The 19,650-nt window shown below is 58.8% G+C and carries 17 protein-coding genes; 5 read left to right on the top strand and 12 right to left on the bottom strand.

Going from position 1 to position 19,650, the window contains the following annotated elements:
- Nucleotides 1-8: 8 nt before the first annotated feature.
- Nucleotides 9-3,296, bottom strand: a complete 3,288-nt coding sequence (fdnG, locus tag HMPREF2692_RS02265; RefSeq protein ID WP_246823410.1) for a formate dehydrogenase-N subunit alpha — start codon at nucleotides 3,294-3,296, stop codon at nucleotides 9-11.
- 104 nt (nucleotides 3,297-3,400) lie between these two features.
- Between fdnG and HMPREF2692_RS02255 the strand changes: the two genes are divergently transcribed.
- A complete protein-coding gene (locus HMPREF2692_RS02255; RefSeq protein ID WP_070822595.1) occupies nucleotides 3,401-4,474 on the top strand; it encodes a lipoate-protein ligase small subunit in 1,074 nt (357 codons plus the stop codon).
- 17 nt (nucleotides 4,475-4,491) lie between these two features.
- Here the strand turns inward: HMPREF2692_RS02255 and HMPREF2692_RS02250 are convergent, their stop codons facing one another.
- Nucleotides 4,492-5,673: a type II toxin-antitoxin system HipA family toxin gene (locus HMPREF2692_RS02250; protein WP_070822593.1), complete on the bottom strand. Its 1,182-nt coding sequence runs from the start codon at nucleotides 5,671-5,673 to the stop codon at nucleotides 4,492-4,494.
- Nucleotides 5,670-5,885 carry a helix-turn-helix domain-containing protein gene (locus HMPREF2692_RS02245; protein ID WP_062035493.1) on the bottom strand — a complete coding sequence of 72 codons (216 nt, stop codon included), beginning with the start codon at nucleotides 5,883-5,885 and terminating at the stop codon, nucleotides 5,670-5,672. The genes HMPREF2692_RS02250 and HMPREF2692_RS02245 overlap by 4 nt, the downstream gene beginning before the upstream one ends.
- A gap of 375 nt (nucleotides 5,886-6,260) precedes the next feature.
- On the opposite strand from HMPREF2692_RS02245, the gene HMPREF2692_RS02240 reads away from it, so the two are divergent.
- Nucleotides 6,261-7,628 carry a dicarboxylate/amino acid:cation symporter gene (locus HMPREF2692_RS02240; RefSeq protein ID WP_070496823.1) on the top strand — a complete coding sequence of 456 codons (1,368 nt, stop codon included), beginning with the start codon at nucleotides 6,261-6,263 and terminating at the stop codon, nucleotides 7,626-7,628.
- A 119-nt stretch (nucleotides 7,629-7,747) separates the two neighbouring features.
- On the opposite strand, the gene HMPREF2692_RS02235 is transcribed toward HMPREF2692_RS02240, so the two are convergent.
- The 7 genes from HMPREF2692_RS02235 to HMPREF2692_RS12890 form a co-directional block, all read right to left on the bottom strand.
- On the bottom strand, nucleotides 7,748-8,389 hold the full coding sequence (locus HMPREF2692_RS02235) for a pentapeptide repeat-containing protein (protein WP_070496826.1): 642 nt from the start codon (nucleotides 8,387-8,389) through the stop codon (nucleotides 7,748-7,750).
- 173 nt (nucleotides 8,390-8,562) lie between these two features.
- Nucleotides 8,563-9,030: a hypothetical protein gene (locus HMPREF2692_RS02230; protein ID WP_070496827.1), complete on the bottom strand. Its 468-nt coding sequence runs from the start codon at nucleotides 9,028-9,030 to the stop codon at nucleotides 8,563-8,565.
- The gene (locus tag HMPREF2692_RS02225) at nucleotides 9,030-9,704 is read right to left on the bottom strand and encodes a hypothetical protein (RefSeq protein WP_070433441.1); all 675 of its coding nucleotides are present in this window, start codon (nucleotides 9,702-9,704) and stop codon (nucleotides 9,030-9,032) included. The genes HMPREF2692_RS02230 and HMPREF2692_RS02225 overlap by 1 nt, the downstream gene beginning before the upstream one ends.
- A gap of 158 nt (nucleotides 9,705-9,862) precedes the next feature.
- Entirely contained in the window at nucleotides 9,863-11,059 is a 1,197-nt protein-coding gene (locus HMPREF2692_RS02220) for an MFS transporter (protein ID WP_082787611.1), read from the bottom strand.
- Between the two features lie 67 nt (nucleotides 11,060-11,126).
- Nucleotides 11,127-12,200 (bottom strand): GTP-binding protein, encoded by a 1,074-nt coding sequence (locus HMPREF2692_RS02215; RefSeq protein ID WP_070822591.1) that lies wholly within the window; start codon nucleotides 12,198-12,200, stop codon nucleotides 11,127-11,129.
- A 43-nt stretch (nucleotides 12,201-12,243) separates the two neighbouring features.
- The gene (locus tag HMPREF2692_RS12525; RefSeq protein ID WP_070496830.1) at nucleotides 12,244-12,594 is read right to left on the bottom strand and encodes a D-arabinono-1,4-lactone oxidase; all 351 of its coding nucleotides are present in this window, start codon (nucleotides 12,592-12,594) and stop codon (nucleotides 12,244-12,246) included.
- A 4-nt stretch (nucleotides 12,595-12,598) separates the two neighbouring features.
- Nucleotides 12,599-13,126, bottom strand: a complete 528-nt coding sequence (locus tag HMPREF2692_RS12890; protein WP_246823408.1) for a type III PLP-dependent enzyme domain-containing protein — start codon at nucleotides 13,124-13,126, stop codon at nucleotides 12,599-12,601.
- A gap of 72 nt (nucleotides 13,127-13,198) precedes the next feature.
- On the opposite strand from HMPREF2692_RS12890, the gene HMPREF2692_RS02200 reads away from it, so the two are divergent.
- The gene (locus tag HMPREF2692_RS02200) at nucleotides 13,199-14,746 is read left to right on the top strand and encodes a succinic semialdehyde dehydrogenase (protein WP_070822589.1); all 1,548 of its coding nucleotides are present in this window, start codon (nucleotides 13,199-13,201) and stop codon (nucleotides 14,744-14,746) included.
- A 33-nt stretch (nucleotides 14,747-14,779) separates the two neighbouring features.
- A complete protein-coding gene (locus tag HMPREF2692_RS02195) occupies nucleotides 14,780-15,772 on the top strand; it encodes a winged helix DNA-binding domain-containing protein (protein ID WP_070496836.1) in 993 nt (330 codons plus the stop codon).
- Here HMPREF2692_RS02195 and HMPREF2692_RS02190 read toward each other — a convergent pair.
- Both HMPREF2692_RS02190 and ychF read right to left on the bottom strand, forming a co-directional pair.
- On the bottom strand, nucleotides 15,769-16,677 hold the full coding sequence (locus HMPREF2692_RS02190) for a cation diffusion facilitator family transporter (RefSeq protein WP_070732828.1): 909 nt from the start codon (nucleotides 16,675-16,677) through the stop codon (nucleotides 15,769-15,771). The genes HMPREF2692_RS02195 and HMPREF2692_RS02190 overlap by 4 nt on opposite strands.
- A 280-nt stretch (nucleotides 16,678-16,957) precedes the next feature.
- Entirely contained in the window at nucleotides 16,958-18,043 is a 1,086-nt protein-coding gene (gene ychF, locus HMPREF2692_RS02185) for a redox-regulated ATPase YchF (RefSeq protein WP_061921651.1), read from the bottom strand.
- A gap of 47 nt (nucleotides 18,044-18,090) precedes the next feature.
- On the opposite strand from ychF, the gene HMPREF2692_RS02180 reads away from it, so the two are divergent.
- Nucleotides 18,091-19,620: an AI-2E family transporter gene (locus HMPREF2692_RS02180; RefSeq protein ID WP_061921648.1), complete on the top strand. Its 1,530-nt coding sequence runs from the start codon at nucleotides 18,091-18,093 to the stop codon at nucleotides 19,618-19,620.
- Nucleotides 19,621-19,650 lie beyond the last annotated feature (30 nt).

Below are 19,650 nucleotides of genomic sequence, written 5' to 3'. Positions count from 1 at the left end.
CTACTCACCTACCCTTCTTTGCCTTCGTAGTCGGCTACGTTGCCGGCGGTGTCATCAGCGCCGGTGTTTTCGTCCTTGGAATTAGCACCCTTGTCTTCGGGATTCAGCGTGAAAGCATCGTCGACGTCGACAAGCTGGTTACCGGACTCCAGGTCAAGGTGAGCCTTGTCCTGGTACTCCTTGAGCAACTCGATGCGGGCATGTCCGCGTGGGCGACGGCCCGGGCGGATATCGCAGGCACCAATCTTGGAGTTCTGAATCCACACGTTCGGCTCAAGCGTGAGACCGAGCAGGTCATTCGCGCCGTCGCCAGCCACGTCCGTGGTTTCGGACTCGCCGTAGTGATACGGCAAACCGATCTGGTGGAAATCCTCGCCGTTAATCGTCAGCTTCTGCACGCGGCCGGTGACCAAGACCTGCGCTTCGATCACGCCACGCGGTGAAACGATGGTTGCCCATTCGCCGTTTTCCAGCCCGCGCAGTGCTGCAAGCTCCTTCGAGACCTCACAGAACAGGCCCGGCTGCAGCTCCGCCAGGTAAGGCAGGCGGCGCGACATCGCACCCGAGGTATACATCTCGGTCAAACGGTAGGTGGAGAACACGAACGGGAAGACCTCGGCGCCTGGCTCGCCCGGTTCCGGGCGCGACAGGTTATCTGGACGCTTAATGGTAAGACGCGTCGGCGATTGCTGCTGCTTGTAGAGCAGGTTGTGCGCTGGGGACTCATGCGGCTCATAGTGCGTTGGCAGCGGGCCATCCGATAGCCCCTTCGGGGCGAAGAGCCAGCCGACGCCGTCCGCCTGCATGATGAATGGATCGTCACCGTCGAGCGCGGCAGGGCCGACGGCGTCGATAGGCGCACGGTAATCCGGCGCCTTGTTGACTGGGAAGTCTGGGACGTCGTCGCCAACCCATGCCTCCTTGGCAGCATCCCACCAGATGTACTTCTTGCGCTCAGACCATGGTTTTCCGTCTGGGCGTGCAGAAGCACGGTTATAAAGGATGCGGCGGTTAGCAGGCCAGACCCAGCCCCACTCGAGGGCGACCTCATTTTGTTCAGATCCCGGTACCTTCTTGGCGGCATGGTTGATGCCATCCTTGAACACGCCGGTGTAAATCCAGCAGCCACCGGAGGTGGAGCCGTCGTTCTTCATCTCCACGAAGGTCGGCAGTAGCTCGCCCTTCTTAGGACCATCGAGGTAGTAGCCGTTGATCTCCTTGAGGATCTCCTCGGAGTCTGGCTCACCTTCCTCGTTTTCGGTGTAATCCCAGGTGATCTTCTGAACCGGAAGATCGCGCGGATCGGTGGAGTCGGCCAAGCGCTCCTTGATCTTCTTACCCAGCTGGTAGAAGAACCACAGGTCACTGGTGGCCTCACCCGGCGGGGTGACCGCCTGGAAACGCCACTGCAGCATGCGCTGGGTCTGGGTGAAGGTGCCGGCCTTTTCCACGTGGGTAGCTGCTGGCATGAGGAAGACCTCGGTACCGATTTCCTCGGTCTTCAACTCGCCGTTTTTAATCTCTGGCGAGTCCTTCCAGAAGCTGGCGGTCTCGATTTCTTGGAAGTCACGAACGACCAGCCACTTCAGCGCAGCCAGACCACGGCGCTGCATACCGCCGTTGGACTGTGCCACCGCTGGGTTTTGACCGAAGACGATGTAGCCCTCAACCTCATGCTCGAGCATGGCCATCAAGGTCTCATACGTCGAGTGCGCACCAGAAATGCGCGGCATGAGGTTATAACCCCACTCGTTTTCCGCCGTAGCGGCATCGCCCCAATAAGACTTCATGAGCGATACGGCATAGTTCTCGCCTATCTGCCAGAAGCCCTTCTGATCTTCCTTGCGGAAGGTATTGACGTAATCCTTCCAGCTCTGCAGGTTAACGTGCGGCATCGGCAGGTAGCCCGGCAGCGAGTTAAACAGCGTCGGGATATCCGTGGAGCCTTGGATGGAAGCGTGGCCACGCAACGCCATGATGCCGGAGCCCGGGCGGCCGACGTTGCCCATCAGCAGTTGCAAGATAGCAGCGGTACGGATGAACTGAGCGCCCAGCGTGTGCTGGGTAAAGCCCAAGGCATAGGCAAAGCAGGTGGTGCGATCCGGCTTGGAGTTATCCGCGATGGAATTAGCCAAGTAGTAGAAGTCTTCCTGCGAAATACCACAGGTCTCTTCCACCAGCTCCGGGGTGTAACGGGAGTAGTGCCGCTTGAGAATCTGGAACACCGAATTCGGGTGCTGCAGAGTCTCGTCCTTCTCCACGTTCCACGAGGAGCCTTCCGGCTTACGGACGTACTGCCACGAGTCGGTAACGTACTTGCCGGTCTCTGGGTCATAGCCAGAGAACAGGCCATCCAAGTCCTCGGTGTCCTGGTAATCAGGCGAAATGATCGAGGAAGCGTTGGTGTACGAGACCACGTAGTCGTGGAAATAAAGCTCGTTGTCGAGCATGTACTTGATGATGGCGCCAAGCAGCACCACGTCAGTACCACCGCGAATGCCGATGTGGCGGTTCGCGAAAGCCGAAGTACGGGTATAGCGCGGATCCACGTGGATGATGCGCGCGCCGCGCTTCTTGGCCTCAACTACCCACTGGAAGCCCACTGGGTGGCATTCAGCCATGTTAGAACCCTCAATGACAATGCAGTCCGCATTTGCCATATCCTGCAGCGGTTGGGTTGCGCCGCCACGGCCAAACGAAGTTCCCAAACTGGGAACGGTGGCAGAGTGTCAAATACGAGCCTGATTTTCGACCTGTATCGCGCCGGTGGCGGTAAACAGCTTCTTAATCAGGTAGTTCTCTTCGTTGTCCAAGGTCGCACCGCCCAGACCGGCGATACCCATGGTGCGGTTGAGGGTTCGGCCCTCTTCGTCGGTGTCCTGCCAGTGCGCCTTGCGGGATGCCACAAAGCGATCGGCAATCATGTCCATGGCGGTCTCGGTATCGAGGTACTCCCACTCGGTGGAGTAAGGCGCACGGTACTTGATCTTAGTCAGACGCGTAGCAGAATTAATAAGCTGCTCGGAGGCAGAGCCCTTCGGGCAAAGGCGGCCGCGCGAGATCGGAGAATCTGGATCGCCTTCAACCTGAATGACTTTGTTGTCCTTGACATAAACGCGCTGGGCACAGCCCACCGCACAATAAGGACAGACAGACTGCACGACGCGGTCCGCTTCAACGGTCCTGCCGTGGAGCTCTTTGCTCTTCTTCGACTGGGTGCTGAGATCCCTGCCGAAGGCGTCCTTGGAACGCACCTGGCGCACTACTGGCCAGTTGAGAGGACTAAATTTAGACATACAGTCAAAAGTAGTGTGCCCCATTGCCTAAATCTAGAAAGGCGTGCCTAACTTAGGACCTTCAGTTCTGGAACAATCAGCCGCCCTACAACGTTGACCAAGATATGGCTAACCCAACGCATTTCGAACTCAAAGTCCCAGGCGGCAAGCTCCTTGTCGTAGACATCGAGATCACCGACGGCACTATCTCCTCCGCGCAGGTCTCGGGTGATTTCTTCCTTGAGCCGGAAGAGGCCTTCGAGGCTCTCGGCCCCACGCTGGAGGGCTCCAAGGTTTCTGATTCCACGCAAGAGATCACCGCGCGGCTCGATGCAGCACTCGCCAAGATTGAGGCGGAGCATCCTGTAGCCCTCCACGGCTTTTCCACCCACGATCTGGCCGTGGCCGTCAAACGCGCAACGTCGGGCGGCACCGACTTTACGGACCACCAATGGGAGATCCTCCAGCCCGGCGTGCTGCCTACCCCGGTGAACGTGGCGCTCGACGAGGTCATCCTCAACGAGGTAGCTGAGGGCAAACGTGGTCCGACGCTGCGTTTCTGGGAGTGGGACGACAAAGCGGTCGTGTTCGGCTCCTACCAGTCCTATGCCAACGAGCTGGACCAGGAGGGCGTCGACAAGCATGGCATCACCCCGGTCCGCCGCATGTCCGGTGGTGGCGCGATGTTCATGGAAGGCGGCAACTGCATTACCTATTCCATCTATGCGCCTGAGTCCCTGGTAGCCGGTTACTCCTACGAGGCTTCTTATGCCTACCTCGACCAGTGGGTGCTTGCTGCACTGGCCAAGCATGGTGTGAACGCCTGGTACGTGCCGATCAACGACATCACCTCCGATGGAGGAAAGATCGGCGGTGCCGCACAGAAGCGTCGCGCGGGCGCGGTGCTCCACCACACCACGATGAGCTACAACATCGACGCGGACAAGATGATGAAAGTCCTTCGCATCGGCAAGGTGAAGGTCTCCTCGAAGGGGCTTTCCTCCGCCAAAAAGCGCGTGGACCCGCTGCGCCGCCAGACCGGCGTGGCGCGCGAGGAGATCATCGAGACCATGGCCCGCGAGTTCGCCACTCGCTACGGCGCCAAGGACGCCGCGCTTTCCGACGCCACCCTTGCCGAGGCCGAGCGTCTCGTTTCCGAAAAATACTCCACCGAGGAGTGGACGAAGCGAATTCCGTAACTCTTTCGCTACTCAACTCAGAGCTCTAAAGCAGCCCGGCGAAATCGCAGTTCCCGCTCAGCGGCATAGAGCGGGGAACCTGCGACCCCTAGAGCTGATAGATCGACCCGCTGGGCAGCCTCCAGCACTTTTCCATTGAGCCTATCTATCACCACAGAGTTAAGCCCCAGAAAAGCGGCAAAATTATCCCAATGCGTACGCTTAAGTCCCTTGGACTTCCCGTCCACAGCCAGCGCCATTGTCTTGTCGCCATAGAGTATCGTGCACGGCACGTCGTAAGCGGGGGCTACCACCCACTGACCAGAAGGCCGTTGCAATAGGGAAATATTTTTGGCGTGCAGATCTCCGTTTCCTGTAAGCCACGCATACAGAAACTGGATATAGATGGCGCGCGCTGCAGCAAGCGGCGACGACGCTTTTTCGATGAGCGCTTCAGCCACCTCTTCTGCCGAGATTCGATATTTATCTGCTGGAGGTATGCCAACGATCTGCGCTGCATCTTCCAGCGCTAAGCGCCGAACCTCCCCGGCACTATCCACGTAACGATCGAACCTTGTCACCCATAACCCCTGGGTACCTTTGCAATCGTAAACAATTGATGCTTGGGCAACCGGAATTTTCAGATTCCTCATGGCATCTAAATGCACCCATTCGTTTTTTACGAGCCCTGGGTAAGCATCCGGATTCAGCTTCAAAAGCCCGCCACCTGTGGCGCTATTTAGTGGATTAGTAATCATTGCGTCAGATGCTTTGATTTGAACACCCGGAAGTGAATGCGGGTCTACACGGTCGATAAGTTCATCGAAGTCCATCTCGTCAAAGTTCCGCACTTCGGCTTTTGGCGACGGCTCCAGTTTCTTTCCATGCGCTACTATCTGCACATCTCCCGGAGTATCAATACCTACGGTCAGTAAAAGTGTTAGTTCGTCATCGAGGGAGGTCTTTGCTGCTCTTTGCAACACGATCAATCGATGCCCCTCAGGTAACAAACCGGAAAAGAATGGCGGAAGCGCTCCGCTCCCTTCGCCCCTGACTTCCCCGCGATCCGGCAGCCCTAGCGAGACAGAAGGCCCAGCGTATTCATCGCGGTAGCGAAATTCGACGCCTCCGCCGGTACGTGAAAGCTGTCCTACAAGCACTCCGGACTTATAGACGTCAGCGCTAACAACATTCTTAAAGTCCTCCGCATTAGTCGTCATGCGTTCACAACCTCAACACGCAGCCCCACTGCGCTGAGCAGTTCTAACACGGTGGAAAAGCTTGCTTTTCCGGTCCCCAGCTCCACATCTCGGACCGTTCTGTCGCTCACTCCCACCAACTCGCCCAATTCTTCCTGAGTCAATTGATACGACTTTCGGTTTTCCCGCAGTGCGGTCCCGAGCTCAGTCAACCAGCCATCGATGCGATTCATATCGGAAATATCCTTCCCTTTTACGCTTTTCAAACTCTAGAATAGCCTCGAAATCACAAAACAGGAAGCATTTTTCCGATTTATCCATTTCCCCCGACATTCTCTTCATCCCGGCAAGTTTTCGGAAGGATATTTCCCTTTCAAATAGCCCAAACCACCACGCGACCCGAAGGCCGACGGAACGCCCTTGCGTACCCGGGCGCCCCAACTATGAGTCCGGGCCCACAATAGTTGCACGGGAATTTATAAACGTCGTACAGTGTTGATGTCATTAGTGAACCGATCAGTCCATAGTCGATGGACTAGACAGTTCAAATACATACAAAGTTGTCTACAACGCCGAACTCTCACGAGTTCGAAGTAAAAGGAATTTTCGTGTCTCAACCACAAACGCAATCACGGAAACTGCCCAGCTGGGTAACCGGCTTCGGCGCGCAGGTTATCGCGGGCCTTATCATCGGCCTGATCCTGGGATTTATCGCTTCCAAAATGGACGCTAGCCTGCCGGCCGACGATGAGAAGGGCTCCTGGCTCACCCAAACCCTCACCGGCGTGGGCAGCGCTTATGTCCAGCTGCTCAAGGTGATGGTCCCGCCGCTGATCTTCGCGGCCGTTGTTACCTCCGTGGCTAACCTGCGCAAGGTGGCCAACGCCGCCTCGCTCGCGATTTCCACCTTGGTGTGGTTCGCAATTACCGCCTTCTTCTCCGTCATCAGCGGCATCGTCGTTGCCCTCGTGCTGCGCCCTGGCGTTGGCACCACTGTCGATGCAGCGAGCGCAGCGGAGCCGTCCCACGTCGGTTCGTGGACGGCCTTCCTGCAGCAGCTCATCCCCTCGAACTTCATTGGTATGAAGGCTTCCTTCGACGAGGGCGAGGTTTCCCTGGGCTTCGGAGCCCTTCAGCTGCTGGTTATCTCCCTGGCGCTGGGCATTGCCGCCGTGAAGGCCGGCAAGGCAGCCGACCCATTCCTGCGCTTTACCGAGTCCTTCCTCAAGGTCATCCAGGTTGTCCTGTGGTGGATCATCCGCTTGGCGCCGGTTGGCACCGCAGCCCTCATCGGTAAGGCAGTGGCCACCTACGGCTGGGACGCACTGGGTTCCCTGGGCAAGTTCGTGCTCGCGATGTACGTAGGCCTGGCAATCGTCATCGGCGTGGTTTACCCGGCAGTTCTTGCCTTCAACAAGATTCCGGTCATGGGCTTTTACAAGCGCGTCTGGCCAGTGTTCTCCTTGGGTTTTGTCACTCGTTCCTCCATGGGCGTGATGCCGGTGACCGAGCGCTACACTGAGCAGGCAATGGGCGTTCCGCGCGAATACGCTTCCTTCGCCATCCCGCTGGGCGCTACCACCAAGATGGACGGCTGCGCTTCGGTCTACCCTGCTATCGCCGCCATCTTCATCGCTCAGTTCTACAACATTGACTTGACGTTGACGCAGTACCTACTCATCATCTTCGTGTCCGTCATCGGCTCTGCTGCTACCGCGGGCACCACGGGCGCAACCGTCATGTTGACCCTGACCCTATCCACCCTGGGCCTGCCTTTGGCCGGCGTTGGTCTGCTGCTGGCAATCGAGCCAATCATCGATATGGGTCGCACCGCCGTGAACGTTACCGGCCAGGCACTGTGCGCCACCATCGTCGCCAAGCGCGCCGGCATCCAGAACCAAGAGGTGTGGGACGCAGCCGAGCACGGCGTATCCGGCTTGATGGAGTCCGAAGAGCGCGAATCCGTCAACGCCTAAGAAACTTAAGTATTAACGCAGGGAGGCATCTCACTGAGTGGGGTGCCTTCTTCGTTTTGCTTCGGTTACTCTCGATGCCGGTCAGACTCGGTCAGTGCCGGTCGGCGGTGGGTTGTGTGCTAGTCGACGATCGCCCCAAGAAAGGCCGCCATGGCAGGTGCCAGGTGGACGGCCTGTTCGTTAGTGAGTACCGCGCCTTTGAGGGAACCCACACCAGAGATAGCGTCGAAGTCGAGGCCGCGGAAGTCCACGTCTTTCATCTGCGCCGCATCCACCCGCAGGGTCCGAGCACGGCAGCCCCGGAAGGCCACGCGTTGGGCCTGCACCTGGGACAAATCGACTTCGTCGAATACGCAGTCTTCAAAGAGGACATCCCGCAATGTTCCACCAGAATGGTTAGTCCAGGCGAACTTGCACCCGCTGAACTTCACCGAAAAGAAGTCCGCTTCACCGAAGTCTGCAGCGCCAAAGCGGGAATCAGCCACCTCGACGTCGCGAAGCACGGTGCGCGCCATCCTCCATCCTGGCGCATCGAGGCCGGTCAGCTCGCACTCGGTGAAAGTGGATGAGGAAAGGTCGATTCCATCGAGTGAGGAATCAGCAACCATGCACCCAGTCAGTGACATCCCTTGAAGGTTGCGCTCAAACTCGCCGGAGAACCACTCGTTTTCAAACACTCCCCTCGCGTCCAGCCCCAGGCCTTCCCGCACTTCCAGGTGCAATGAAGATAGTTGGGGCGCTTGGACGATCCGGCGAGTCACTGCTTACTTCCTTGTTGGTCGTGTTTTATTCATTTACGCGTTGCGTTCTATAGGTGCAAGCTTACGCAGCACCAACTCCGGCATCCACAAACGTGTCCCGATTGTGCGGGCAAGCATCCAGACAAGAACAAGAAGGGCTGCAACTGCCGCGAAGACAGCAGCAACGCGGAGGCTCACAAAGTCGCGGGATCGACTGGGACGCTGATCGATTGTGCAGGAAGATAAGGGCGCAACAAGGCTAGGAGGCCAAAGTGGCGCTTGTTGAGCAGTGGATTGAACAGGCTTCGTGCGCTGATCTGAAGGTCCGGCTCAGCAGTCAGCAACGCTTGGTACACCGGCCACTGCTCCTCATCCGACGCTACGGAGTGAACCAAATGAACCCATACGGTTTCGCCAAAGCGATTGACAGCGTTGGGATCGGCGCCTGCAGCGATGAGCTTTTCGATGACTGGGGCGTCCTGCGCGCAGAGCTCTGGGTTGTCCGCCAGCTCCGGCAGCAGCTTGGTTGGCGGTGCCCAACCGAACTCAAGCATCGCCGTGAGAGCCTCAACTCTTTCGGCAGTATCACGGACACGCGATGCATCGAAAAATACGGCTTCCGGGTCATGGCTCGCCCAGTCGATAGTGTCAACGAAAGTCATTACTGTGCCTCCTGGAGTTGAATCACGAGCCAATCGGGAATCCATTCCGCGGTGCGCGGGAAAGTCTCTATGTCGGCCGCCCACTGCTGCGGGCTAGGTTGTACCGACCATGCCGGGCGGTAAGCAAAGTTAGGTCTGAGGACAAAACCGTTAGGTCCTGGCTTACCGTGCAGCGAGAGCCACGCTCCACGGGGATCGTCTTTGCAATAGCGGGCATCCAAGAATTCGGCACGCTTGCCTGCTGGCAGTTCCCCACTGACCTCGTAGATTTCGCCGCATGCACGAAGTACGAACTCTGGCAGGTCGGCGTCGATGGTGCCGTAGTAAGGCTCCTCTTGGCTGTTAACAGGCGTGGCAGGAGCAACGCCGTATTTTTCTTCGGCCCACTGACGCGCGGATTCGAGTTGAGTGCGGGCCTGGAGACGCAGCTCATCCACCTCTTGCGCGGAAAGGCTCTTGCCATCGATGATGATGCCATGTTCGGCAGGAGCGAAGTCGATGAGCTCTCTCATCGTCATCTGCAACTGTGCTCCCCTGAAAGGCGCGATGTCTAGGGTATGCGCCTCCAGATGCGGTAGCTTTTTGCGGCTGCGAATCTTGAGCTGGAGCGGACGCGGCTTTGCTAGCGCCACTCCGACCAACGGGGCAAAATTGAAAGTATCGGGCTTTTTCATGGCAGTCTCCTGTCGCGTATAACTACAAAGCCGTTGACCATGTGCCGCCTAGTGTAAATAACTACTGTGACGTCCGCCTCAGGAGTTTCCGCACTGAAGTTTCACGCTGCGCAAAGCGCTAAGAAACGGCTGTGTTGCATCAGCCGCAGACCGAGGAGCTAAGCAGTGGCAGCCGTAACGTGCACTGTTTCGCCGTATGCGCGCCGACCATGCACGAAGTAGTACAGCACCGTCGCCAAGGCCACGGTTGCGGCGAGCACCCAATACATAGCGGAGTAGCCCAGCGCAGAAATCAGCATGCCCAAGACCACGGGGCCAAAGCCGATTCCGATGTCGAGGAGTAAGAAGAGCGTCGAAATACCCGCGCCCATCTCGTGCGGAGCCACGAGGCGCACGGCCACCGCTTGCGCCGCCGGCATGATGGAGCCATAGCCCAAGCCAACCAAAGCACCCGCGATGACGACCTCCCAGTCAGCTACTGCGATAGCAAGCACCACGAGACCAATCATGAACGAAGCGAGCGCACCGTAGAAGATGACGTTATCGCCGTGGCGGTCCTGGACACGGCCCAAGACAAAGCGCATCGCGAGGCTAACAATCGCATAAGCAATGAAGAAGAAGCTGGCGCCCGTCGCCAGGTCGGACGCGTCAGCATAAGCGTTGAGGTACGTGATGATGCCTGCATAAGCAACGCCGATGAGAAGCATGAAGAAGCCAAAGGGTGCGACCGCCGGGTGGACGATGTTGGCCAGGCTAAAGGTCACGCTGGGGCGCTCCTGCGTAGGAATCTTGAGTGCCAGTGCCAAAGCCACGGCACATACCGTGAGGCTGAGCACCACAACGAAGATGGTGTTGTAGCCACTCGCACCGACGATAGCCAGTCCTGCCGCCGGGCCAAAAGCGGTGGCAAGGGTAGTTCCCAAGGCAAAGTAGCCCGTACCCTCAGCACGGCGATGTTCAGGAATGACGGACTGCGCCACGGCCATGACGGCAGTCGACGCCACCGCATACCCCAGGCCATGAATGATGCGCACGACGATAAGCAGTGCCAACGAGTGCGCAACAAAATACGCGGCACATGCCACGGTCACGAGAACCAACGAGACCAAGAGGGACTTTTTACGTCCTGCCGCATCAACCAGATATCCCGAGAACAGTCGCGCAATGGTCGCACCGACCACGAAGGAGCTGGAGGCAAAGCCGCCCGCCGTGTCTGATGCACCAAACTGTTGCACCGCATACAAAGCCATGATCGTCACCAACAGGTAAAAGACCATGAATTGGGCAAAATTAACCAGCCATGCAAAGACGAATGTTGGGGTGATGAGTTTCTGCTCAGCGGACGTAGGAAACACCTTCTTGAAGCATATGGAGTTAAAATCAACCCTAAAACGGTATCAGACCCTTAATCGGCACATGGCACTAGCTGGGCAGCAGAGCGGCCACCTCGGCGTCGGAAAGCACTGCATCTTCAAAGTTTTTTAGGGTCTCCTCCGCGTTGAATTCCACGCCAATAAGCACAACTTCCGAGCCTGGGGTCACTCCATTTTGCGCCCAGAGTGAAGCGGGCTGAATCTGCAGGTTTGGCCCTGCCTGCTGCCAGGCGTGGGCAACGCGCAGATCCGTGTCGATCCAGCAATACCCCTTGGAGCGGACCAACCCGGTACTCGCGCGCAGCGCCTTGAGCAGTCGCTCACGATTGAACGGCCTATCGGAGCGAAAGACCACGGAAGAAATCCCGTACTCCTCAGTCTCCGGTGTGTGCGGATTGGCCAGTTCCTCGGCATAGCCGTGATAGGTCGCGGCGGTAGCGGGGTTATAAAGGGCGGCATCGAGAATGAGCTCGGTAGCGATGACGCCGTTGGTCACTGGCACCACCTTTGCGCGGCGGTTCATAGCCTTGACGGTAGCGATGACCCGCTCGGTCTCCTCCGCGTCGACGAGATCGGTCTTGGTAATCAAGATAAGGTCGGCGAACTCAACCTGGTCCACTAAAAGGTCCGCGATGGTCCGGTCATCTTCCGGAGTCGCTTCGATTCCCTGTGAGACAAGGCTGCGGCCCCGCCGGAGCTGGTCCATGAACGTGGAAGCATCGACCAAAGAAACCATGGTATCAATGTTCGCGTAGTCCTGCAGCTTGAAGCCGTCTTCAAATTCCCACTCAAAAGTGGCGGCAACCGGCATCGGCTCGGAGATGCCGGTCGACTCAATGATGATCTGGTCATATTTGCCTGACCTTGCAAGGCGCGCAACCGAGTCGATGAGGTCCTCACGCAGGGTGCAACAGATGCAGCCGTTGGACAGCTCCACGAAACGGTCTTCGCCGCGTTCGAGGTGGCCCTCCCCTGCAACGAGCGCCGCGTCGATATTGACCTCGGAGAAGTCGTTGACGATGACGGCGAGCTTGCGGCCTTCACGGTTAGCCAGCAGGTGATTGAGCACGGTGGTCTTGCCGCTGCCCAGGAATCCAGAAAGAACAGTCACGGGTGTAGTCATTCCGCAAATGATAATGGTTTTCAATTACGGAGACAACTACGCCCTAACCGAAGACCCTCCGCGTGTAATCAGAACCAAAGCGCCACTGCGGGTCCAGTTCCTCACGCAGGGCACAGAACTCGTCGAAGCGTGGATACAGCGCGGAGAAGTCTGCCCGCGTCAAGGTGTTCATCTTGCCCCAGTGCGGGCGGCCGCCGGCAGCCTTCAGAATGGGCTCCACCTTTGGCAAGTATTCATATGGGTTTTTGAAACGCGGGACATGGAACGCGATGTACATCGACTCGCGGCCGTTGGCGGTAGACAGCGCGACGTCGTCAGGTGCCGTGGTGCGTAGCTCCAGCGGGAAAGCAATCTGCCAGCCCTGTGCATCAATAAAACGTCGGATTTCTCGCACCGCTTCAGGCCCGTCCGCCAGTGGTCGACTTCGCAGGAGTGCGGATGGGTGAGCGCCGCGGACCGATGACCACGCCGGGAAGGTGCAAGGTGCAGTCAATGTCGATGGCCACTCGCATGCCCGGCGCGAGGAGGTCGAGCAGCTCCACGGAGTCCACCATGACCGTAATCGCTTCCCGTGCACCAGCGTCGGCACCTAACCACGCCAAGGCCGGACGGTGAACGCTGGGATAAGCCACGACGATATCGCGAAACCCTTCCTCGTAGAGGTGCAATGCCTCGGGAACGCTAAACCCCAGGATCCCTTGGTAGCCGTCGTGCTCGAAAGCCCGGTGCAACGCGGCGACGCTGCGCAACGACTTTGACGCCACGCGGATGGGAAGCCCACCCGCACGCGTCACCATTTGTTCCGCGTTGAAGTCGAAAGCGGCAATGTCAATGACACCAAGAGGGGCAGCCGCCTCGCCGGCCCTGACGAGTGGCGCGATAGTTTCCCGGAGCTGCGGGCTCGGAATTTTTGAAAGCGTTGCCATAAAGTAATGCTACTCACACTCGCACCATGATTGCGATACATATCACAATCAATTTCTGGCACTATAGACTCCATGAAAACCTTCACTAGTGCTCATCTCCCGCCGCGCGTCTCTGATTTCCTGGCCACCAACCCGGTAGGCGACGTGCGCGGTTCCGGCGCTCAACACACAGCACTCATGCCGTTTACAGGCGAAGAGCTTTTCTCCTTCCCCACGGCCACGCCCAAGGACGTCGCCGCTGCCGTCACCACCGCACGGGCCGGGGTGGGCCACGGCAATCGCGGGCGCATACTGCTCAAGCTCCACGACCTAATCCGGAAACATGAAGAGCTCATCCTCGACCTCATTCAGGCTGAGAACGGCAAGTCCCGCTCGCACGCCTACGACGAGGTGATGGACCTCTATAGCTGCGCGCGCTTTTATGGCGTGAACATACGCAAGGCCTTTGGTCCGGAGCGTCATCCCGGCGCGTTGCCGGTGCTCACCAAGACGCGCACCCAGCACTACCCACTGGGCGTCGTGGGGCTCATCTCCCCGTGGAACTATCCGCTTTCCTTGGGCGTGGGCGACGTTCTGGCGGCGCTTTCTGCTGGCAACTCTGTGGTTCACAAGCCTGATTCCCAGACCACGCTGACGGCAATCTTGGTCCGCCGGCTGGCGATTGAAGCCGGCCTTCCGGAGGCTGCTTGGCAGCTAGTACCGGGCAACGGCGCGGAGGTGGGCGACGCCTTGGTCCCCCTCGTCGACGGTCTTTCCTTTACCGGTTCCACCAAGGTGGGCAAGTCCATTGCTGCCCAGGCGGCCGGACGTCTCATCCCCACAATGTTGGAGCTCGGCGGTAAGAATCCAATGCTGGTGCTTGACGACGCTCCCCTTGAGCCCACCGCTCGCGGCGCCGTACGCACGGCCTTCTCGTCCTCGGGCCAACTGTGCATGTCCGCCGAACGTGCCTACGTGCACACGGACATTTATAAGGACTTCCTCGTTGCGCTTAAAAAGGCCCTCGATAAACAGACTCTGGGCGCAGCGTTCTCCGATGCCGCAACTATCGGCTCCCTGACTTCGCAAAAGCAGCTCGACTCCGTCCAAGCTCATGTGCGCGACACTGTGGACAAGGGCGCAACGATTGTCTACGGCGGAAAGCATCGCCCGGAACTCGGTCCGTTTTTCTTTGAGCCCACGGTGCTCACTGGGGTAACGCAGGAAATGGAGCTCTTCGCTAACGAGACCTTCGGCCCAGTGTTGGCTGTGTACGAGGTCGATTCTGATGCTGCTGCCATCCACGCAGCAAATGACACGAACTACGGCCTATGCGCCTCAGTGTGGTCGGGCAGCTCCCGCCACGGCTGGGAGGTTGCTTCCCAGCTGGAAGCCGGCATGGTCAATATCAACGAGGGCTTTGCCGCAGCATATGGTTCTATTGCCGCCCCGGGTGGCGGCGTAAAGGAGTCCGGCCTCAATCACCGCCACGGTATTACCGGCATGCGCTTGTGGGCAAATGAGCGCACCGTAGCCGAGCAAAAGCTGCACCCGCTGGCGCCCTCAGAGCTACTGCCGCCGCAGCGCTTCCAGAAGCTCATCACCACGGGCATGGCGGCCATGAAGGCGCTGCGCTTGTAGCAGCATCAAGAAAGTCCGAATAAAGTTTAAGCAATGCTCCATCTAACGCTGCCTGAACTTCGCGCCCGCCGCCTCATCGCCCAGGGCCTGGCCCCTTCGGCGGCGCGCCCAGCCACCACTTCACCGCTGGCTGCGGCCGAACACCTCATGGCAGTCCAAGGGCAGAACTATGCCGCGGGCGTGCGCGCGCTGGCCCTGCGCAGCACCCAAGGATCCGCAGCGCCAGACGATGCCGCAGTGCTCAACGCCATCGATGAGTTCCAGGTCGTGCGCTGTTGGCCGCAGCGCGGCACGGTCCACTTCATGCCTGCTGCCGACGTGCGTTGGATGTCCCGCCTGCTCTATCCCCGTGTCGCGCGCAGCCAGCAAGCCCGGCGCCCAGGGTTGGGCCTCGACGAAGACCTGTTTAACCGCGCACACGCCGCACTTCACGACGCCGCCCTTAAAAGCACGACGCCGACTCTAACCCGCGCCGAGGCCTACGAGATCTTCCGGTCAGTTGGCATCGCTCCGGATGGCGGCCGTGGATCGCACCTGCTGCGCGCATTCGGTGGCGCGGGCGACCTCGTCCAAGGACCGAAGCACGGCAAGCAGGAAACGTTCATGCACGTCGATGTCCTCCCCGTCGAGCAACGTCAACCGGAGGAGCCGCTCCGCGAGCTAGCACTGCGCTACGTCAATGGACATGGTCCGGTGAGTGCCGCCGACCTAGCTTGGTGGACCATGCTCGCCAAAGGCCAAGCAGCCAAGGCCCTCGAAAACTCCGGATTGGTGCGGGCTGAGCACGAGGGCGAAACCTTCTGGCTCAGCCCATGGCAGCAGGACGTGACCGCAGAGGAAATCTCGGTCGCATTGGCGCTGCGGCTCGAGCTTCCCGCCTTCGACGAATACTTGTTGGGCTACGCCAACAAGGAGTGGATTCTGCCCGATGAATTACGCCCAGATATTCTCACCAAGAACGGGCTTAGCTGGCCGTGGGTGATGGAAAACGGTATGGCCGTGGCTAGCCTGCGTGAACCCGCTTAAGGCATGCGCAAGATGCGGCGATGCACCGTGCCGGCGGGCTCGACGTGGATGAACACTTCGGCGCCTGAGAAAACCTCGTCGATGTTGTCCTCGATGCGATCCGCGATGTCGTGGGCCGCAAGAACTGTCCACTCGCCAGGCACGTCCATGGTGAGATAGACCAAGCGCTGGCGGCCCGATGCGATGGTACGACGGGACGTGAACAACACGTCGAATTCATCCTCAAGCTCAGCAAGTCGCGCATCAAGCTCAGCGTGCTCTTCCTTGGGCAAGGACTCGGAAAGCAGGCTGCTCAAGGATTCTTTGAGCAGCTTGTAACCGGTCCACAGGATGTTGATGCCCACTGCAAAAGCGACCATCGGATCGAGCCACAGCCAGTCCGTCAGGGCAACCAGCGCGATGCCCACGAGGACGCCAACAGAGGTCCACACGTCAGTCAGCAAGTGATGGCCGTCAGCTTGAAGCGTTGCCGAACGATATTTCTTGCCCGCTTTCAGCAACGCCAGACCGACAGCCAGATTAAGGACCGAAGCTAGCGTCGAAAGCGCCAAACCAATGCCTGGCTGTTCCAAAGGCTGGGGGTTGAGCAAGCGCAATGCAGAGGTATAAATGATGAGTGCTGCGGCGACGAAGATCATCGCGCCCTCTACCAACGCGGAAACATATTCGGCCTTGCCGTGGCCGAATTGGTGGTTCGCGTCAGCCGGCTTCGCAGCAATGCGAAGGGCGATGAAGCCCACTACTGCAGCAACGAGGTTGACTCCGGATTCCAAAGCGTCAGACAGGAAGCCGACGGAGCCAGTAAGCATGGCCGCAAGGACCTTTAAAACAATGGTGAGAACAGCCGTCGCGATGGACAGCTTCATGAAACGCTCAAGCAGGAGCTGCTCGGAAGGAAGTGCCATACAGATACCTTCGGTTAGTTTGGCGCCAACCGAGCATCCAACAACGGGGACAATCGGTCGACGTAAGAACTACGGACCGAAGGTCTCGCTCACTCACGAATTTCGCAAGCTGGGTGGCCGGGCGCAAAGGCACCAGTATGTCGACCATCCATCCGCCGCCATGGGAGGCCGCGGAGGAGCTACTCCCCTTCAGGAGGTTTTAGGTTAGCAAGCCGCCAAGTTGCCAACAACTCGGCGGCTCAAGCAATGCTGAGACTACAGCTTTAATCTCAGGCGAGCGCTAGCCGCCAATCTTGAAGTCGCAGACGTCGCCGTCCTGCATGATGTATTCCTTGCCTTCTTGACGGACCTTGCCCTCAGCACGGGCAGTGGCCATATCGCCGGCGGCATCCAGGTCATCGAAGGAGACGATCTCAGCCTTAATGAACTTCTTTTCAAAGTCGGTGTGGATGACGCCTGCTGCGGCAGGAGCTGCCGCGCCCTGTTTGATGGTCCAGGCACGCGCTTCCTTCGGGCCTGCGGTCAGGTAGGTCTGCAGGCCGAGGGTGGCAAAACCTGCTTTAGCCAGAGTTGCCAGGCCAGGCTCGGTCTGGCCGACGGACTCGAGCAGTTCCATTGCCTCTTCCTCGTCGAGCTCAAGCAGCTCGGTCTCAGTCTGTGCATCGAGGAACACGCACTCTGCTGGGGCGACGAGCTCGGCGAGCTCGGCCTTCTTCGCGTCGTCGGTAAGCACTGCTTCATCGGAGTTGAACACGTACAGGAACGGCTTCGCCGTCATCAAGTGAAGCTCACGAACCAGTGCGAGGTCGATCTCGCCATTCTTGGAAGCGGCGAAGAGCGTGCGGTCATCCTCCAGGATTTCCTGTGCCTTCTTGGTGGCCTCGACGGTCTCAGCCAGCTCCTTGTTCTTGCGTGCTTCCTTCTCCAGTCGCGGCAAAGCCTTCTCGATGGTCTGCAGATCCGCCAGGATGAGCTCGGTGTTAATCACGGAAATATCGTGGGCGGGATCGACCTTGCCATCGACGTGGATGACATTGTCATCGGCAAAGGCGCGCACGACCTGGCAGATAGCATCTGCCTCACGGATGTTGGCAAGGAAGGCGTTACCCATGCCTTCACCCTTGGATGCGCCTTCGACGATTCCGGCGATGTCCACGAAGGACACGGTCGCCGGCAGGATGCGCTCGGAGCTAAAGATCTCCGCCAAGCGGTTAAGGCGGTGATCCGGTAACTCAACGAGGCCGACGTTCGGCTCGATGGTGGCGAACGGGTAGTTCGCTGCCAGAATGTCAGAACGGGTCAGGGCATTAAACAGCGTGGACTTGCCAACGTTAGGCAGGCCGACGATTCCAAGTGTAAGACTCACAGGGGCAATCCTAACGCACCCAAGGTTTTTTAAGGCAAGATGGTGGGGTGAGTTCTCATTCGCCTTCCTCATCATCCACGCCGCCATCCGGTCACCACTCGGATCCGGACCACGCTGGGCTCGGCGATCGTTTTGACGAGTCTGTTGATGCCGCAGCGCTTGACGACGTCTCCCCTCACCCACCCGGAGACCAAGTCGACCGTTCCGTTGTAGTCGGCGAGGTAATTAAGTCTGCTTCCCTATGGGCACTGCGTCTATTCGTCATGTGTCTTTTCCTTTATGCACTCTTCCGCATCGCAGGCAACCTCTGGCGCGGCATCCTGCCTATCCTGTTGGCTCTCATCATCTGCACAGTTTTGGCTCCGATCACCCGGTGGCTGCGCCGCCACCATGTGCCAAGTTCGCTAGCAGCGGCGTTGACGATCTTAGTTTCCTTCAGCGCACTGGGCGCGCTGTTTCTTTTCATCGCGCCGAATTTCGTGCGGCAATCCCAAACGCTTTATTTGCAAACAGCCAACGGCATTCAGGCACTGCGCCTATGGGTCCAGCAGCCGCCGCTGAATCTCAATGAGGATCAGATCGGCACCTACATCGATGAGATCGCCGCCTGGGCACAAAAGCAGGCCGGCACCATTGCAGGATCCGTGTTCAACGGTATTGGGCAGGCAACCAACATCATCGTGACCTTGATGGTGGTTTTGGTCTTGACCTTCTTCTTCCTGAAGGACGGTCACCGCTTCCTGCCATGGCTGCGCGAAGCCACGGGCCGGCGCACCGGTTGGCATTTGACGGAACTGCTCACCCGAGGCTGGAACACACTGGGCGGTTTCGTGCGTGCCCAGGCGCTCGTATCGCTAGTCGACGCCATCTTCATCGGCATTGGCCTGGCCATCATCGGGGTCCCGCTGGCACTAACGCTGGCCATCATCACCTTCGTTGCGGGCTTTATTCCTTTCGTTGGCGCTATCGTCGCGGGCGCGCTTTCGGTGACCATCGCCTTGGTCTCCCTGGGAATCACCAAAGCACTGTTGGTCTTGGCGCTCGTGCTTTTGGTCCAGCAGCTTGAGGGCAACGTGCTCTCCCCCTGGTTGCAATCTAAGGCGATGAACCTGCACCCCGTCGTTGTGCTGACTTCCGTCACTGTGGGCTCTGCTCTCTTTAACCTCGTGGGTGCGTTCTTGGCTGTGCCAGCGGCCGCGATGTTCGCTGTGGCGTATCGCTACTTCCAGGACATGATGATGCTGCAGTCTGGCGAGAAAACCGCAGAGGATATGCATTTTGCCACGGTGGCAGGCTTCCTCATTGGCCGCTATACCCAAGAGCAGGGCGATCATAAGCGGGAGGCCTGGTTGGCGATGCCGGACCACGCCGCCCCGGAGGCCGTACCTGCCGATGTTGCTAATCACGGCAATAGTCCGCACCTCGACGCCGCGGTCGATATGGATGCCCGCCCTACTGGTAAGGGCGAGGGAGAAGCACCTGCTTCCCGCGGCACGCAGATGCGCGTTGTTCGAGGTGGCGTGCAAAAGGCTATGTCGCGCGTCGAACATCTGTTGCATCCACGCCGCGAAGATTAGGCCAAGACAAACGGCAATGTCCGGAGCACG

This window comes from Corynebacterium sp. HMSC036D03 (assembly GCF_001836185.1).
Classification (GTDB): Bacteria; Actinomycetota; Actinomycetes; order Mycobacteriales; family Mycobacteriaceae; genus Corynebacterium; species Corynebacterium simulans.
Note: the sequence above shows the minus strand (reverse complement) of the source record. Positions and strands in the feature narration are given on the sequence as shown.

Coding starts and splice junctions, on each gene's coding strand:
- HMPREF2692_RS02190 (WP_070732828.1), bottom strand. CDS start 16,677: ATGGCACTTCCTTCCGAGCAGCTCCTGCTTGAGCGTTTCATGAAGCTG.
- HMPREF2692_RS02250 (WP_070822593.1), bottom strand. CDS start 5,673: ATGACGACTAATGCGGAGGACTTTAAGAATGTTGTTAGCGCTGACGTC.
- HMPREF2692_RS02200 (WP_070822589.1), top strand. CDS start 13,199: ATGAAAACCTTCACTAGTGCTCATCTCCCGCCGCGCGTCTCTGATTTC.
- HMPREF2692_RS02195 (WP_070496836.1), top strand. CDS start 14,780: ATGCTCCATCTAACGCTGCCTGAACTTCGCGCCCGCCGCCTCATCGCC.
- HMPREF2692_RS02255 (WP_070822595.1), top strand. CDS start 3,401: ATGGCTAACCCAACGCATTTCGAACTCAAAGTCCCAGGCGGCAAGCTC.
- HMPREF2692_RS02230 (WP_070496827.1), bottom strand. CDS start 9,030: ATGACTTTCGTTGACACTATCGACTGGGCGAGCCATGACCCGGAAGCC.
- HMPREF2692_RS02225 (WP_070433441.1), bottom strand. CDS start 9,704: ATGAAAAAGCCCGATACTTTCAATTTTGCCCCGTTGGTCGGAGTGGCG.
- HMPREF2692_RS02215 (WP_070822591.1), bottom strand. CDS start 12,200: ATGACTACACCCGTGACTGTTCTTTCTGGATTCCTGGGCAGCGGCAAG.
- HMPREF2692_RS02245 (WP_062035493.1), bottom strand. CDS start 5,885: ATGAATCGCATCGATGGCTGGTTGACTGAGCTCGGGACCGCACTGCGG.
- HMPREF2692_RS12890 (WP_246823408.1), bottom strand. CDS start 13,126: ATGGCAACGCTTTCAAAAATTCCGAGCCCGCAGCTCCGGGAAACTATC.